The organism is Fluviicoccus sp., from assembly GCF_030646115.1.
Taxonomy (GTDB): Bacteria; Pseudomonadota; Gammaproteobacteria; order Pseudomonadales; family Moraxellaceae; genus Fluviicoccus.
On record NZ_JAUSMX010000018.1, the window covers coordinates 154,395 to 172,080 of the forward strand.

General features: G+C 54.5%; 13 protein-coding genes. All 13 read right to left on the bottom strand.

Translation table 11 applies throughout. The features are described 5' to 3' along the window. Positions 1-10 precede the first annotated feature (10 nt). On the bottom strand, positions 11-886 hold the full coding sequence (locus Q7T36_RS12665) for a type II secretion system F family protein (protein WP_304848990.1): 876 nt from the start codon (positions 884-886) through the stop codon (positions 11-13). A gap of 3 nt (positions 887-889) precedes the next feature. Next, a complete protein-coding gene (locus tag Q7T36_RS12670) occupies positions 890-1,738 on the bottom strand; it encodes a type II secretion system F family protein (protein ID WP_304848993.1) in 849 nt (282 codons plus the stop codon). After that, positions 1,735-3,423: an ATPase, T2SS/T4P/T4SS family gene (locus tag Q7T36_RS12675; RefSeq protein WP_304848996.1), complete on the bottom strand. Its 1,689-nt coding sequence runs from the start codon at positions 3,421-3,423 to the stop codon at positions 1,735-1,737. The genes Q7T36_RS12670 and Q7T36_RS12675 overlap by 4 nt, the downstream gene beginning before the upstream one ends. Continuing rightward, positions 3,420-4,793, bottom strand: coding sequence for a type II and III secretion system protein family protein (locus tag Q7T36_RS12680; RefSeq protein WP_304848999.1), 1,374 nt, complete (start codon positions 4,791-4,793; stop codon positions 3,420-3,422). Before Q7T36_RS12680 ends, Q7T36_RS12675 begins: the two co-directional genes overlap by 4 nt. Continuing rightward, entirely contained in the window at positions 4,790-5,605 is an 816-nt protein-coding gene (gene cpaB / locus Q7T36_RS12685; protein WP_304849002.1) for a Flp pilus assembly protein CpaB, read from the bottom strand. The genes Q7T36_RS12680 and cpaB overlap by 4 nt, the downstream gene beginning before the upstream one ends. Next, positions 5,602-5,754: a hypothetical protein gene (locus tag Q7T36_RS12690; protein WP_304849005.1), complete on the bottom strand. Its 153-nt coding sequence runs from the start codon at positions 5,752-5,754 to the stop codon at positions 5,602-5,604. The genes cpaB and Q7T36_RS12690 overlap by 4 nt, the downstream gene beginning before the upstream one ends. Positions 5,755-5,783: 29 nt before the next feature. Continuing rightward, a complete protein-coding gene (locus Q7T36_RS12695; RefSeq protein ID WP_304849008.1) occupies positions 5,784-6,401 on the bottom strand; it encodes a hypothetical protein in 618 nt (205 codons plus the stop codon). A 21-nt stretch (positions 6,402-6,422) separates the two neighbouring features. Next, positions 6,423-7,124: a hypothetical protein gene (locus tag Q7T36_RS12700; RefSeq protein WP_304849011.1), complete on the bottom strand. Its 702-nt coding sequence runs from the start codon at positions 7,122-7,124 to the stop codon at positions 6,423-6,425. Positions 7,125-7,140: 16 nt separating this feature from the next. After that, positions 7,141-8,505, bottom strand: a complete 1,365-nt coding sequence (locus Q7T36_RS12705) for a hypothetical protein (RefSeq protein WP_304849014.1) — start codon at positions 8,503-8,505, stop codon at positions 7,141-7,143. Between the two features lie 27 nt (positions 8,506-8,532). Next, the gene (locus Q7T36_RS12710; protein WP_304849017.1) at positions 8,533-8,787 is read right to left on the bottom strand and encodes a Flp family type IVb pilin; all 255 of its coding nucleotides are present in this window, start codon (positions 8,785-8,787) and stop codon (positions 8,533-8,535) included. A gap of 126 nt (positions 8,788-8,913) precedes the next feature. Next, on the bottom strand, positions 8,914-9,180 hold the full coding sequence (locus Q7T36_RS12715) for a hypothetical protein (protein WP_304849019.1): 267 nt from the start codon (positions 9,178-9,180) through the stop codon (positions 8,914-8,916). Positions 9,181-9,197: 17 nt separating this feature from the next. Further along, positions 9,198-13,421, bottom strand: coding sequence for a DNA-directed RNA polymerase subunit beta' (gene rpoC / locus Q7T36_RS12720; protein ID WP_304849022.1), 4,224 nt, complete (start codon positions 13,419-13,421; stop codon positions 9,198-9,200). 66 nt (positions 13,422-13,487) lie between these two features. After that, positions 13,488-17,558, bottom strand: a complete 4,071-nt coding sequence (rpoB, locus tag Q7T36_RS12725) for a DNA-directed RNA polymerase subunit beta (protein ID WP_304849025.1) — start codon at positions 17,556-17,558, stop codon at positions 13,488-13,490. Between the last annotated feature and the right edge of the window lie 128 nt (positions 17,559-17,686).

The window sequence follows — 17,686 nt, forward strand, 5'->3', positions numbered from 1 at the left end:
GGCACCGTCCTTATTGAATATCCTTGAACATCATGACGATTGGAAAACCCAGCACCACAAAGGTACATGGAAAAATAAAAGCCACTAGCGGCAACAACATTTTGACCGGAGCTTCCATGGCCAGTTTTTCGGCCCGCAGAAACCGTTCAAGCCGGCGCTGTTCCGCCTGTGCCCGCAGCATGGGCCCCAAGCTCATCCCAAGGGACTCCGCCTGGACAATCGACGAAACCAGTGTCGTCACCGACGGCTCCCCGACCCTTGCCGCAAAGCCCCTCAAGGCTTCCGCTCTTAGTTTACCCGCCCGTATATCCCGGAGAATGCGCTGGAACTCTTCGCGAAGCACTCCCGGCGGGCCCTTCAAGGTCGCCTGTTTCAGGGCGCCGTTGAGGTTAAGTCCGGCCTCAACACAAAGGGTGACGATATCCAGGTAAAACGGCAGCGTTTTCAGCAGGTCCTTGCTCCGGGCGCTGATGCGCTCACCCATCCAGATCAGCGGATAAAGGAACCCCAGAGCAGCCAATCCAAACGACAGGGAGTTACCCTGGAGCTGTAAAAGCAAAGCAACGGCCCAGCCACCGGCACCTCCGACAAGCAGCCCCATGCATTGCCCCCCCAATACTTGGGCCGGAGTCAGCACATAATCCAGACCGGCTTTTTGCAAACGCTGTTCAAGCCTGACCGCCAACCTGGCCGGGATATGGTCTTGAATGTACCAGGCCATAATATGAATGCCCCACCAGCAAAGTCGAAACCCCAGAGGCGGCTGGTCCAGATAAGAGCGATCCTCGACCGGCACCGCCAGCACCAGACTGGCCAGCAACCAAAGAGACAAGCCCAGAGCAAGTCCCAGGCACAACACGAAAGGGAGGAATATCAAATTGTCCATGGCTCAGACATCAATCGCCACAATACGACGAATCAACCAAACACCCATAAACTCCAAAAAAACGATCACGGCGATCACCCCCCACCCCAACGTGGTCGTCCAGAGTTTGGCCATCGCAACCGGCTCCATACGGCTCAACACATACAGCAGTAACATCGGCAGCAAGCCAACCACCCAAGCCTGCATCTTCCCCTGCGCCGTCAAGGCAGCAATCTTGCCTTCAGCCTGGGCTATGGAGCGCATGGTGGTGGCAGTCCTGGACAATGCTTCGGCCAACTCACCGCCGGTTTCAGCCGCTATACGGATGGTCGAGACCAGCAATACCACCGTTGGCAGCGGCATGCGCCTGCCCAAGTTGCTCAATGCGGAATCAAGGGACACTCCCAGGCGCTGCTCACGAATGATCAACTCCACTTCCTGCGACAATGGCGGCGAAGACTCCTGGGCCAGTTGCATAAAGCCGGCATTCAAGCTGGCACCGGCCTTCAAGGCTCCCGAAAGGGACTGAATGGCATCCGGAAGCTGTTGCTCAAATTGTTTCTGGCGCCTGACACGGATGAACCGGTAGCCCCACCCCGGCGCCAACAGGAAAAGCACCGGCACCAGGACCGGCAACACCGGATTTCGGGCCAGTAACCACACGCCGACTGTCACCAAACCCATCAATGCAAGATTCAGCAAAACAAGTTTGCGGACATCCACGAACAGGAACAAAGCGGCCAGCTGTTGCTCCAACCTCTTGAGCCCTTCCTGATGCTTGCCCTGAGCCGCCAGATGCTCCGACGCCTCCGCCAGCACCCATGCCAGCAAAGCAGACGCCATGGCGGCCAGCAGGGAGATCAGCCAGATCATGCCCGCCCCTCCGGACCCGGAGTGCATTTGAACAAGGACAAATCAAGCGGGATTCCGGCCGCCATTAACTCCTCATAAAACGACGGCAACATGTCGCCGGGAACAAATTCCCCGAAAGTCTTGCCCTGGGCGAGGGTGATGCCCTTACGAAACCGGAAAATATCCTGCATCTGGATACGCCCGCCTTCCATACCGGTAATTTCAGAGATATAGGTAATCATGCGGGTGCCGCAAGCAAACCGGGTTTGCTGGACAATGATGTCGACCGCCGAGGCAATCTGCTCACGAATCGCGCTCAGGGGTAAATCCATGCCTGCCATCATGATGAGCGTCTCCATCCGTGACAAAGCATCGCGGGGCGTATTTGCATGGAGGGTGGTCAGGGAGCCTTCATGCCCGGTGTTCATGGCCTGCAGCATATCCAGCGCCTCCGGCCCCCGGCATTCACCAATAACAATGCGATCAGGACGCATGCGCAGGGAGTTCCTGACCAAGTCACGTATGGCAATTTGCCCCTTGCCTTCGCTGTTGGCCGGGCGCGACTCCAGCGACACCAGATGCTCGTGATCCAACTGCAACTCGGCCGCATCCTCAATGGTGACAATCCGCTCCCCTTCCGGGATGAAGTTCGACAGGACATTCAGCAAGGTCGTCTTACCGGAGCCGGTTCCCCCCGAAACCACGATATTGCGCTTGTGCAACACGCAAACTTCCAGAAAATCCGCCATCTCCGATGACAAACTGCCGAACCCGACCAGATGGGCGATGCCCAATCGCTTCCTGGAGAATTTCCGGATGGTCAGCGACGGCCCCTTCAGCGCCAGCGGAGGAATAATGGCATTAACCCGGGATCCATCCCGAAGGCGCGCATCGACCATCGGGCAGCTTTCGTCTATCCGCCGCCCAATGGGGGCCACGATACGCTCAATGACCGCCATGACGGCCTGATTGCTGCTGAATACCATCGGATGCCGAACCAGTCGCCCGCGACTCTCCACAAAAATCTCATCATGGCGGTTCACCATGATTTCCGTGACAGCATCATCAGCCAGCAATTCCTCCAGCGGCCCAAGGCCCACCGCCTCATTCAGCACCTGGCTGAGCAACAACGCCTGATCCAATTGCTCGGGAAATTCATTCCGCTGCTCCCGCAACAACTCGCGCAGCATGCGCGCGGCCTCTTCCCGCAACTGGCTGTCCGTCATTCCAGAGATGTCGGTTCGCCGCAGATCCATCCTCTGCAGCAACAGATCATGCAGTCGAGTACGCCACTCCGCCTGCAATGCGGAGACAGACGCCGAAAGACTTGGCGCTGGATCTGCCTCCATGTTGCCTGATGCGGAAATCGACTCCTTCAAGCTTGGTTCACGATCTTCCTTGACGGCGGCAGTCACCTCATCATCAGCGCTTTCCATCACGACAATCCTGTAGCCGGCAACTTCCACAACATCTTCTGGCGACAAAGGGCCTTGATGGGCTGTTTTCCGACCGTTTACCTGGACCCCACCCCCTAGGTCTTCAACCATGATGCCCAGCGGCGAACGAAACAGGCGAGCATGCTCCTTGCCCACAAACCATCCCTTGAGCGGTAACTCACACTGCGGAGACTTGCCGAGAACCGCCACATCCGGCAACGCCATCAACTCATCAGTTCCATCCCGGAATTGGATATGGACCCGGATCATGGTTGATCGCCCTCACTCTTATTATCCGAAGAGGGTACTGGCACATGAGAAGACAATGGCCGAAGCACGTTGGCATCAGCCGTCTCCCGCTGCAGCACTTTTTCGCTCTCTCCAACCACGGTTGCCAACGCCGGCCTGATGGCATCCTGCACCATGGGTGTGACAAAAATGACCAACTCACTACGGCGTGATGATTTTGATTTGCTGCTGAAAAATTTGCCCAGTAACGGAATACGTCCCAATCCGGGAACAGAGTTCTCATCCGTACCTGTTGTTTTGTTGACCAACCCACTCAAGACAATGGTTTCGCCCACTTTCATACTGAATTCGGTTTCAGTCCGCCGGGTCAACAAACCCGGTACCGTATTGACCGTGGTCGACTTGTCGAGATCACTGACCTCGGCGGCTATCCTGGCAAAAACCGTCTGATCATCACCCAGCACCGGTTCTATCTCCAGCTTGATGCCGTAATCCTTGAATTCTACCGAGGGGGTGCCAGTGGCGGATGCGGATGCAAAAGGCACCTGCCCGCCGGACAGGAAACTGGCTTTACCTTCATTCCGGCATGAAAGGATCGGGTGAGCCACCATCAAGGCTTCGCCGCTCTGCTCCAGCAAATTGATCCGGCTGTCCAGGCGAGTGGCGATGCCGAAGTACGTCTGAAACGGAGATACACGCGGAGTGGCCGGCAACCCGGTAACATCCTTCAGTACACCTGACTGAAAACCGGTGCTCTTGTGCACATCACCCGCTGCCGCCCATATCGGGCCGGCCATGTCATCAGCCCAATCCACTCCAAGACTGCTGATCCCACTCCTTGAAAACTCGATGATCCGGACATCCATATAAATCATGGTCGCGCGCTCACGGCTCTGTTCCTGCAGCATATTCACCACGGAGGGATAAGCTGCAAGCAAGCGCCCCAGTCGCTGGCGGTCATGCAAGGACACACCTTCACCCTCAACGACCAGATTGTTACCCAGCCATAGCAATCGGGCACCGGGGACTCCTGCAATCAGGCCCTTGATCTCTCTGTAAACTCTTTGCATGTTTTCAGGGAACACATGCACGTAATAGATTTTCTGCACTCCGCCGCGCCATACGCGAATCGTTGTTTCGCCGGGCCCTTTGGCGGAAATCAACAGTCCTTTGGCGCCAAGGGCGGATGCATTGACCACTTCGCTGCTGCCAACCATCACCTCTGAAATTCCAGCGCCTTCGATGAAATGCACATCCCCGGCATACAAGCGAAGCTCTTCACCTGCGGCCGGAATTTTCTCCACGGCCTCTTCAGCATGCGGTGCTGACACTCCAGACCACGCAACTAAGGACATCAAGATGACAGGGACAACCCGCTTCCGGTATTTCATAGTTGATCCCCGTAGATAATTCTCACCCCTTGTCCCGTCGCCACCGGACTTGCAACCTTGGCTCCGCCAAGCTTTACCGGCACCGTACCTGACCCCAGAACATCATTCATGCCCAGTCGATATGTACCGATAGGTTGTCGATCGCCGGGGTTGCGAAGCATTGCGGTCAATTGCCCGCCATCTCTTGCGGCAATGATCTTTCGGGCCTCCTCCGGCGTGACATCCACGGTAATCGTCGAATACTGCGCACCACCTTCCTCTTCTGTCATAACCCGCATGCGGGAGCCGGTGGCAATAACCCGAACCTGCTGCAATAAGGGAAAACTGATGGCCTGATCGTCGATGTTTACGGTAACAACCAGATCAATCAGGTCCCCAGGCTGCAACATGCCCGACAAGGAGCTGATTTCATCCACCGGCACCGTAACTGCCCGACGTCCTTTAACCACGACAGCCGACACAGCCTGTTCGCCGACCTTCTCCACCATCGACCACATGATCATTTCACCCTTGCCCATGGGCTCCTTAAGTGTTGCATTTTCAATACTTTCAAAATGCTCCGGCTTCACTGCCGCTGATTGCACCCACTCCAGGGGGATTTCTCGAACCGAGACCGTATCGGGAGTAATCGTTGCTCCTGCCGGCAACTCACTCCTCGCAACGACCACACTGGCCGTTACACTTTCATGTCGCTTGATTTCATTAATGGTTCTGTTCAGGTAGTAATTGGCGCCGATAGCGCCCGACACCCCGAAAACGACAGCAACCAACAGCACTGTGGTTTTCCGATCCAGCTTTGCAATTGGATTCATGGCGAGGAGTCCATAACAGCCAGCAATAATGAATACTTTCCATATGCAGTTTTAAACGCATCGGTCAGCATATCTCCAACACCGGGGTTAGCTGCAGATCCAATAACGACAACCAGTATTAATATCGACGTTGCCAACAGGTATTCCATCACAACACTTCCACCTTGTCTGGTTAACATTACTTCTGCCCACTCTTCATGTTGATCAGCATTGAAAACCCAGGCCTCTCATTAATTACACTAACAACCAACTCACTCGATCCATCGCTCAATATATAATAACTTCCATTTACCCCTTGCCGCTCCATTGCGTAGCCGCGACGTACAGCAGATTTAATCATTAATTCAACATCGGCCCGGGCAGCTACCTTCACCAGCATTGTTCGAAAAAAGCCATTTCCATCGCGGCTCTCGACATCAAATAATTTGACGCCGTACACACGATCAAATGGTAAAACCGTCCCAGTTGTTGCCATTGATTGATGCGAAACAACAATGTAGCCCATAAATGGCCTGGAAGGACCATCAAAAATCAGCGTGCCGATTTTCCTATTTAACTTGAAGGATACTCCGCTATTGAAAATATAAAATGGTATCCGGCGCTTTCCCAGCATCGACGACACACACGAAACCCAGCACCCGACTGATTTAAAGCCATAAATTTCAGACCGCCTCTGCTGAACAACCATATCACCCACCAATAGCTCAATAGCCACCTCTTTTCCAAAAATGCTATTCAGGTCGCTTATAGAAGCTTCCGCAGCAGCCACAGCCCTCCAACACAGAGTAATCATCAAGCAAATTATTCGCACCCGGTTTCAGTCCTCATATTTCACAAGCCTGTCCTTCGGGACAACCTCCGGATTTACCAAATTTGTTTTTACCTGGATTTCCCCGAAAATCAAACTCAATAAATTGTTTACCGTCGATATTATCGGCCTTTGCAATTTCGGATAAGGATGAAGTACAGTAGCGCGGCCAATCCTTAACTGAACATCCTGAGGTGAGCTAGATGTCCAGCTATCCCTGACTATCGAAAATTGCTGCGTCATGGTTAGCGAATCCGGCAACCAGGCATACTCTTCAAGATTATTAACTTTAACTACCACGGCGGGACTAACCAGATTTGTCGTAGAAAGACTCAAAGCACTGGTTAGTTGCCGAACTGACTTAAAGCTTTTATCGCTTATTGTATTTGTCAGAACCTTGACTGCTGTCCCATCAACCATGATTTTTCCTTTATTGGTTAGCCAGCCTTGATGATTAGCGTGCTGTTTCCATTCTGAATTGACTCCTATCCCTTGCGCCGAGAAAAAGCGATGACCGACCGTCATCCCCATTCCGGCATCATCTTCCGCCACCCCTTTGGCTTGTTCCCAAACGACATAATTGGCAGCCTCAACCACTTTCATCCTGATCTGGAGCAGCTTTCCAAGTAGCGGAATCAACACCAGGAACAGAACCACGACCATGACCCCGACTACAAATTCGACCATCGCTTGCCCGCGATTCAAATACATAGGGTGCATAGCCGCGCTACGGCACAGACAGGGCCGCACGATCCACCTCCCTCAGTGACTCCAGTCGAACCCGCCAATAAGGATTAAAAAGACTGGCTTTCTCACGACTGATGCCATTCCGATGATGCGACTGTGGACGATCAAAGTAGACTACCGCCCGCGACGAAGCCTCCATTCGATTATTCGGCATTTTCTCAAACTGCTGCAAACCGCCTCCAACTTTAACCGCCGAGCGCCCTGCCGTAGTCAGCAATTCACGCTTGGCCTTGTACAACCGAATGACAACATTCAGCACAGGCTCTTGTTTCTTCAGAATTTCGGCTGAAAGATCGTAGAATTCCGGCACTGCGGGCGCCATCGCACGACTCCCCCGCCTCGAGTCCCACAACGGACTTGACCCTGAACTCGCTGACGAGCCCGCTGGGTTGGCAGACCAGGAACCGTCAAATGAAGCAACGTCTCTGGAGTCAGCATTTCCGCCATTTTTAGAGGTTACTGAGGAGCCATAACCCACCGGATACTCTGTGTGCGCACACACCCATTTTGGCAACCTCAATTTCCTGCTCTTCCAATAACCTGTGTAAGTATGTAACGAGAATGTATCCATGCCTTTCCATTCATCCAACCCCAAGAGCTGCGTACCCCCGCGCTTGATCATCTCAAAATATGGCATGTTTGGGGTCCACTTGCTGCACTTCGCCAATCCAAACCCTTCATCCCAACGTTTTCTGGCTGCGGTAAAAGGATCACGGGAATCCATCATGACCGACTGCAACCGCATCCTTTCAGCATCAGCATATCGATCAACAAAAGACGCAAAATTATCAGAAGTAACTACATAATTAAATTTGACACCCTCCCTCCCAAGCCCGGAAGCACCCAGTATGGTAGCCGGTGTATCTTTTAACAATACCGGATAATAAAGTGTATTCAATAATCGCTGATGTTCTTTAATCGAAACATTGGCTAATTGATTCTGCAAAATGAATGCCCCCATGCTTTCCGCAATAGGCCGCATTCCAAGCGCCACCATATTACTGATTTGCACAATCGGCGCCCCAACCGGCGTCATGGGTGGAATCAACAAAGGAGAAGCACGCTGAGGAATCGGCTGAACAAACATACCCCAGGAAGCCACACTTATATTCTGCGCAACAGCCAGCTGGTTTGCTATGGCCGCGCGATTCAAATAAGCATTCAAATTCAATAATCTTGCCTGCTGAATCGCAACCGCATACGCCACGTGGTCCGCTGATGAGGTTATTTTTATTCGCTCTATCAACAGCATGCCGGTATTGAATAAATAAAAAGCACCAGAAGACAGAGCAATAATAAAAACCATCATCAGCGGTAGTGATTGGCCTCCTTGCCAGCGACTCATTAACCAAATCCCTCTGATATCCCCATTTTACCTATTGCCAACCTCGTAGTTTGACAAGGTCTTGGAACGCAGTGCTTCAACCGTCGTAGCTCCTGCTGCCGCGCGCACGCCAGCACGAGCTGCACCATTATCATTACCACCAATTTCATTGGCCGCTACTGCTGCTTGAGTTCTTACGGTTTGGCCAAAAAACCTGAATGCACCGATTGCAGCAACAGCTATCAACGCTACAATAATAATGTACTCTGTCATTCCTTGACCACGTTGGTTGAACTTTAACATACAGACTCTCCTTGGTTTTGATTTCTCGGGAACAGTACTATCGGTGTTCCGATGCAGTACTGATTATTAAAAAATACAATATATTCTGGCTTAACATCCATTGTTATCGCGCTGAACAAGTCACTTTCAAATATGTTTTATTTGAATATTACGAGCTAACGAGCTGGAAAGCTGGAAAGCTGGAAAGCTGGAAAGCTGGAAAGCTGGAAAGCTGGAAAGCTGGAAAGCTGGAAAGCTGGAAAGCTGGAAAGCTGGTTTGGCATGCTGAATCCTTTCAGTCAATGTGTCGTCCTGTTGCGAGGCATTATAGTTATCTTGAGATTTTTGTACAGGGCTTGTTATATCGTTTGATGGAATATCAATCAAAAAAATGGGCGCGATAATCGCGCCCATTTCTCTACCCAGAGAAATTACTCCCCCTGGTTCAACGCTTCGGAAAGCGCCTGCTCCACATCACTCATGCTCGGTGCAGAAGGCGTCAACGCAGCTTCAGGAACAGCCAACTCTTCCTGACGCAGGCGACGGCGCTCGGCATGATACGCAAAGCCGGTACCTGCCGGAATCAGACGCCCGACTACCACGTTTTCCTTCAAGCCACGCAAATCGTCTTCCTTGCCGGTAACCGCAGCTTCGGTCAGAACCCGGGTTGTTTCCTGGAAAGACGCAGCGGAGATGAAGGAGTCCGTAGCCAGCGAGGCCTTGGTGATCCCCATCAGTACCCGCTCGAAACGAGCCGGGAACTTGCCTTCCGACAGCGCTTCTTCGTTCTCCTCCTGCATGCGCGCGTATTCAACTTGCTCACCCTTGATGAAAGAGGTATCCCCGCCTTCAAGAATGTCCGCCTTACGCAACATCTGACGAATGATGACTTCGATATGCTTGTCGTTGATCCGCACACCTTGCAAACGGTAAACATCCTGGACTTCGTTGACGATATAGGAAGCCAGCGCCGTTTCACCCTTCAAACGCAGGATGTCATGAGGGTTCTGCGGACCATCAGAAATCACTTCGCCCCGTTGCACGCGCTCACCTTCGAACACGTTGATTGAACGCCACTTCGGAATCAGCTCCTCGTAAATCTCAGCGCCATCTTCCGGCGTGATAATAAGACGGTGCTTACCCTTGGTTTCCTTGCCAAAGCTGATGACGCCGCTTTTCTCGGCCAGGATGGCATGTTCCTTGGGACGGCGGGCTTCAAAGAGGTCGGCCACACGCGGCAGACCCCCGGTGATGTCACGGGTCTTCGACGATTCCTGAGGAATACGGCCAATAACGTCACCAATTCCAACGATGGTCCCGTCCTGTAGGCTGGTAATGGCCAAGGCAGGCAGGAAGTACATCACTGGCTGATCAGACCCTTCCAGACGCAACTGGTTGCCATGTTCGTCCGTCAGGGCGATGGCTGGCCGCAAGTCCTTGCCGGCTGCCGGACGATCCTTCGGATCGATGATTTCAATATTGGTCAGGCCTGTCAGCTCATCCGTCTGATGACGGACGGTGATGCCTTCATCCATGTGCGCAAACTTCACACGACCCGCCACTTCCGTGATGATCGGGTGGGTGTGCGGATCCCAGTTGGCGACGATCTGACCGCCCTTCACTTCCTGGCCATCCTTTACGGTAATCACAGCGCCGTAAGGCAGCTTGTAGCGCTCGCGCTCGCGGCCACGGTTATCGGCAACACCGACTTCACCTGAGCGGGAAACGGCGACCAGATTGCCGTTCAGGTGCTGTACCGTTTTGATGTTATGGAAACGGATAGTGCCGTCATTGCGAACCTGTACGCTGGAAATCGCGGAAGCCCGGCTGGCCGCACCACCAATGTGGAACGTACGCATGGTGAGCTGGGTTCCCGGCTCGCCAATCGACTGAGCCGCCATGACACCGATGGACTCGCCGATGTTCACTTGATGACCACGGGCCAGATCGCGACCGTAGCACTTGGCGCAAACACCATATCGGGTTTCACAGGTAATCACGGAGCGGGCGATGACTTCGTCAACGCCGGCTAACTCCAGCTTCTCAACCCACTTTTCATCCAGCAGGGTGCCGGCAGGCGCGATGATTTCATCATCAGAGCCCGGGATGATGACATCCACGGCCGTTACACGACCCAGTACGCGCTCACGCAAAGGCTCAACCACATCACCGCCCTGAATCAGCGGAGACATCAGCAGTCCCTTGGAAGTGCCGCAATCCACCTGGGTGATCACCAGATCCTGGGCCACATCCACCAAACGACGGGTCAGGTAACCGGAGTTCGCCGTCTTCAACGCGGTATCGGCCAGACCCTTACGGGCGCCGTGAGTCGAGATGAAGTACTGGAGAACAGTCAGGCCTTCACGGAAGTTCGCCTTGATGGGCGTTTCAATGATGGAGCCATCGGGCTTGGCCATTAGGCCACGCATACCGGCCAACTGGCGAATCTGCGCCGCACTACCCCGGGCGCCGGAGTCCGCCATGATGAAGATCGAATTGAACGATTTCTGGCTTTCCTCGTCACCCTGCTTGTTGATGACTTTTTCGGTGGACAAGTTGTCCATCATCGCCTTCGCCACCAATTCGTTGGCGCGGGACCAGATGTCGACCACCTTGTTGTAACGCTCACCTGCAGTCACCAGACCTGAGGAGAATTGGGCTTCGATTTCACGGACTTCGTCTTCCGCAGCGCCGATCAAAGTCTGCTTTTGCGGAGGAATAACCATGTCTTCCATACCGACGGACACTCCGGAATACGTCGCTTGACGGAAACCGAGGTACATCAGCTGGTCGGCAAACACCACGGTGTCCTTCAAGCCCAGCGTACGGTAGCTGGTATTGATCAGCTTCGAGATGTTCTTCTTGGTCATCGGCTGGTTGATGATGCTGAAAGGCAAACCTTCCGGCACGATATCCCACAGCATGCAGCGGCCGGGAGTGGTATCGGCAATGAAGGTGCGTTCATTGCGCAGGCCTTCGTCGTCGACCGTGACTTCACGGATACGAACCTTGACCCGTGCATGCAACTCAACTGCCTTATTGCCAAGGGCGCGGGTAACTTCGGCGAAGTCCGCGAAGATCATGCCCTCGCCTTTGGCGTTGACCCGGTCACGGCTGATGTAATACAGGCCCAACACCACGTCCTGAGACGGGACGATGATCGGGTCGCCGTTGGCAGGCGACAGGATGTTGTTGGTCGACATCATCAGCGCACGCGCTTCAAGCTGGGCTTCCAGCGTCAGCGGTACGTGTACGGCCATTTGGTCACCGTCAAAGTCGGCGTTGAAGGCGGTACAAACCAGCGGGTGCAGCTGGATGGCCTTGCCTTCGATCAGCACCGGCTCGAATGCCTGCAGGCCCAGACGGTGGAGCGTCGGCGCACGGTTCAGCATCACAGGATGTTCGCGAATCACGTCGGCCAGGATATCCCAGACCTCGGCGGTTTCGCGCTCAACCATCTTCTTGGCGGCCTTGATGGTGGTCGCCAGCCCTTTGCTTTCCAGCTTGGCGAAGATGAAGGGCTTGAACAATTCCAGAGCCATCTTCTTCGGCAGGCCGCACTGGTGCAGCCGCAGGGTCGGGCCCACCACGATCAAGGAACGACCGGAGTAATCGACACGCTTCCCGAGCAAATTCTGACGGAAGCGGCCTTGCTTACCCTTGATCATGTCAGCCAGGGACTTCAGCGGGCGCTTGTTGGAACCGGTGATGGCGCGACCGCGACGGCCGTTGTCCAGCAGGGCGTCCACAGCTTCCTGCAGCATGCGCTTCTCGTTGCGCACGATAATGTCGGGAGCGCTCAGTTCCAGCAGACGCTTCAGCCGGTTATTCCGGTTGATGACACGACGATACAGATCGTTCAGGTCAGAGGTCGCAAAACGACCGCCATCCAGCGGCACCAGCGGACGCAAATCCGGCGGCAACACCGGCAGCACCGTCATGACCATCCATTCCGGCTTGTTGCCGGAATTGGAAAAGGCTTCCATCAGCTTCAGGCGCTTCGACAGCTTCTTCAGCTTGGTTTCCGACGTGGTTTGCGGAATTTCTTCACGCAGGCGAACCACTTCGGCCTCCAGATCGATTTCCTTCAGCAGAGCCTGAATGGCTTCGGCACCCATCTTGGCGTCAAATTCGTCACCATACTCCTCGAGAGCGGTGTAATAGTCTTCATCCGACAGCAACTGGCCCTTTTCCAGCGGGGTCATGCCCGGCTCGATCACGACAAAGCTCTCGAAATAAAGAACGCGTTCAATATCGCGCAGCGTCATGTCCAGCATCAGACCAATACGGGACGGCAGCGACTTCAGGAACCAGATGTGCGCGGTCGGTGAGGCCAGTTCAATGTGCCCCATGCGCTCACGGCGAACCTTGGTCAAGGTGACTTCGACACCGCACTTTTCGCAGATGATGCCGCGAAACTTCATGCGCTTGTACTTGCCGCACAGGCACTCGTAATCCTTGATCGGACCAAATATCTTGGCGCAGAACAGGCCGTCACGTTCGGGCTTGAAAGTGCGGTAGTTGATGGTTTCCGGCTTTTTCACTTCCCCGAAGGACCACGAACGAATCATGTCCGGGGAGGCCAGACCGATGCGGATACGGTCGAATTCTGCGTCCTGACCGTCTTTTTTCAACAGGTTCAGCAAATCTTTCATGGCATTCTTTCCAGCAAATCAGGTGAACGGAGGGGAGGCATCACCTCCCCCGGCGCTGCGATGCGCTTATTCGTTATCCAACTCGATATTGATACCGAGCGACCGGATTTCCTTGATCAGCACATTGAAGGATTCGGGCATGCCCGGTTCCATGCGGTGATCGCCATCAACAATATTCTTGTAGATGCGGGTACGGCCATTCACATCATCGGACTTCACAGTCAGCATTTCCTGGAGGGTGTAAGTGGCGCCGTAAGCTTCCAGCGCCCACACTTCCATTTCCCCGAAACGCTGGCCACCGAACTGCGCCTTGCCGCCCAGCGGTTGCTGGGTAACCAGGGAGTAGGAGCCGGTGGAACGGGCGTGCATCTTGTCATCGACCAAGTGGTTCAACTTCAGCATGTACATGTAGCCGACGGTCACCTGACGGTCAAAACGCTCGCCGGTCCGACCATCGTACAGCCACTGCTGACCGTTCTCGGATTGGTCGGCGAGCCTCAGCAAAGCCTTGATTTCGCTCTCATGAGCACCATCAAATACGGGTGTCGCAATGGGCACGCCGCCGCGCAGATTGGCGGACATGTTCATCACTTCGCTGTCGGTGAGCTCGTTGAGGTCTTCCTTCTCGCCACCGATCTGATTGTAGATCTTGTCGAGGAACTCGCGCAGTTCGGATGCCTGACGCTGCTCGTCCAGCATACGCCCGATTTTCTTGCCCAATCCCTTGGCCGCCCAACCTAGGTGGGTTTCCAGAATCTGGCCCACGTTCATACGCGACGGAACGCCCAACGGATTCAGCACGATATCGACCGGATCACCGTTCTCATCGTACGGCATGTCTTCAACCGGCATGATGACCGAAACCACACCCTTGTTACCGTGACGGCCGGCCATCTTGTCACCCGGCTGGATGCGGCGCTTCACGGCCAGGTAAACCTTGACTACCTTCAGTACACCGTGGGTCAGATCGTCACCCGTGGTGATCTTGCGCTTCTTGTCTTCGAAACGGGCTTCGATTTCCTCTTCCCGCTCTTTCAGATAGGTTTGCACGCGTTCGAGCTGCTCGCCAATGGCTTCTTCCGTCGGGCGCAATTCGAACCACTTGTCAAAGGTCATGGCATTGAGGGTGTCTTCTGTCAGCAGGTCACCCTTTTTGAATCCGGCTCCGCCATTGACCGACTGCCCTTTAAGCAAGGGCAACAGACGGGAACGGGCCGCCTCTTCAAAAATGCGGAACTCTTCTTTCAAGTCCTTGCGGTAGGCATTGAGTTGTGACTTTTCAATGGCCAGCGCGCGGCTGTCCTTCTCGACACCGTCACGGGTGAAGACCTGCACATCAATGACGGTGCCCTTGGTGCCGGAAGGTACACGCAGGGAGCTGTCCTTAACATCGGAGGCTTTTTCACCGAAAATGGCGCGCAGCAGTTTCTCTTCAGGCGACAACTGGGTTTCACCCTTCGGTGTCACCTTGCCGACCAGAATGTCTCCGGCATTGACTTCAGCACCAATGTAGATGATGCCCGACTCGTCAAGCTTACTCAGTGCGGCTTCACCGACATTGGGGATATCCGCCGTAATTTCTTCCGAGCCCAGCTTGGTGTCACGGGCAATACACGACAATTCCTGAATGTGGATCGACGTAAAGCGGTCTTCCTGCACCACGCGCTCGGACAACAAGATCGAATCTTCGAAGTTGTAGCCGTTCCAGGGCATGAACGCGACGCGCATGTTCTGACCCAGCGCCAACTCACCCAGATCGACCGAGGGTCCGTCAGCGAGGATGTCGCCACGGGCCACCAGATCACCTCGATTGACGATCGGCTTCTGGTTGATACAGGTGTTCTGGTTGGAGCGGGTGTACTTGGTGAGGTTGTAGATGTCCACACCGGCTTCACCAGCTGTCATCTCATCATCATTGACGCGAATCACAATCCGGGCGGCATCGACATAATCGATTGTGCCGCCACGGGTCGCCGTCACGCAGACGCCGGAGTCACGGGCGACATAACGCTCCATGCCGGTACCGACCAGTGGCTTGTCGGCGCGCAAGGTCGGGACTGCCTGACGCTGCATGTTCGAACCCATCAAGGCGCGGTTAGCATCATCGTGTTCCAGGAACGGAATCAGCGAGGCCGCAGCCGACACCACCTGACGAGGCGAAATGTCCATGTGCGTGACTTTTTCCGGCGCCATCACCGTGAATTCATTCTTGTAACGTACAGCTACCAGATCATCGAGCAGACGGTTTTCACCATCCACGCGCGAGTCGGCCTGTGCAATGACGCACATGCTTTCCTCAATGGCGGAGAGGTATTCCGAATCATCCGTCACCTGCCCGTTCACGACCTTGCGGTATGGCGACTCCAGGAAGCCATAATCATTGGCCTTGGCGTACACGGCCAACGAATTGATCAGACCAATGTTCGGGCCTTCAGGCGTCTCAATGGGGCAGACACGGCCGTAGTGGGTCGGATGCACGTCACGGACTTCGAAGCCCGCACGTTCGCGCGTCAGACCGCCGGGGCCGAGAGCGGAAACGCGACGCTTGTGCGTGATTTCCGACAGCGGATTGTTCTGGTCCATAAACTGCGAAAGCTGGCTGGACCCGAAGAATTCCTTGATCGCTGCCGATACCGGCTTGGCGTTGATCAAGTCCTGCGGCATCAGGTTCTCACTTTCGGCAAGGCTCAGACGTTCCTTGACCGCACGTTCAACGCGCACCAGACCAACACGGAACTGGTTTTCGGTCATTTCGCCGACACAACGTACACGACGGTTGCCCAAGTGGTCGATATCGTCCACTTCACCCTTGCCGTTACGGATGTCAATCAGCGTCTTCAGCACATCAACGATATCAGTGCGGGACAAGGTGCCCTCGCCCTTGTCATCATTGCGCGTCAGCCGGCGGTTGAACTTCATGCGGCCAACCGCTGACAGGTCATAGCGCTCGGCGGTGAAGAACAGGTTCTTGAACAGGTTCTCCGCTGCATCCTTGGTGGGCGGTTCGCCTGGACGCATCATGCGGTAAATTTCAACCAAGGCATCCAGCTCGGTGCGGCTGGAATCAGCACGCAAGGTATCCGCGACAAACGGACCCCGATCCAGTTCATTGGTGTACAGCACTTCAAATGCCTGAATGCCGGCTTTCTGCAAGCGGGTCAGTACTTCAGCCGTGATCACCGTATTGCATTCGCAAACCAGCTCACCGGTCGCAGGGTGCAGCAAAGTCTTGGCCACCACCTTGCCATGTAAATAATCCGCAGGGATTTCCAAACTCTTGATGCCTGCTTTTTCAATCTCGCGGATGTGCTTGGCCGTAATACGACGGCCCGCTTCTACAATGACTTTGTCCTTGCCGCGAATTTCCAGCGAGGCGGTTTCGCCACGCAGACGTTCGGGAATGAGGTCAAAGCGATAACCGGTGTCATCATGCGAAACCTTGGTGGTTTCGAAGAACATAGCCAGTATTTCGTCTGAGCTGTATCCCAAAGCGCGCAACAGGATCGTCGCCGCCAGTTTGCGGCGACGGTCAATACGCACATATACCAGATCCTTGGCATCGAACTCGAAGTCCAGCCAGGAACCGCGATAAGGAATGATCCGTGCGTTGTATAGCAGCTTGCCGGACGAGTGTGTCTTACCCTTGTCGTGATCAAAGAACACGCCGGGACTCCGGTGCAACTGCGAAACGATGACCCGCTCGGTGCCATTGATCACGAAGGTGCCGTTGTCCGTCATCAAGGGGATTTCACCCATGTAGACTTCCTGCTCGCGGATGTCCTTGATGGTTTTCACGGAAGCTTCACGATCATAAATGATCAGGCGGATCTTAACGCGGAGCGGCGCCGCATAAGTCAGGCCGCGCAGGATGCACTCACGCACATCAAAGCCGGGATGACCCAGATGGTATTCCACGAACTCCAACGCCGCATTGCCGGAGTAGCTGACAATGGGGAAAACCGACTTGAAAGCCGCTTGCAGACCGAGGTCTTCACGACTACGCGGCTTTTTGCCGTCCTGTAGAAAGGCGCGGTAGGAGTCCACCTGGATCGCCAACAGGTAAGGCACATCCATCAGCGTGGGCAACTTGCCGAAATTTTTTCGGATGCGTTTCTTTTCGGTGTATGAGTATGCCATCTGGAGTCCTCAGCTAGACTTAACTCTATCGGGTCACCGGCTTACGCCGGTTCTTGGGTGCCTTGGGTACCCGGACATTAGTGCCCGGTCCGCCAAATTGTTCGCCATAACACGCTCAATTCGGCACA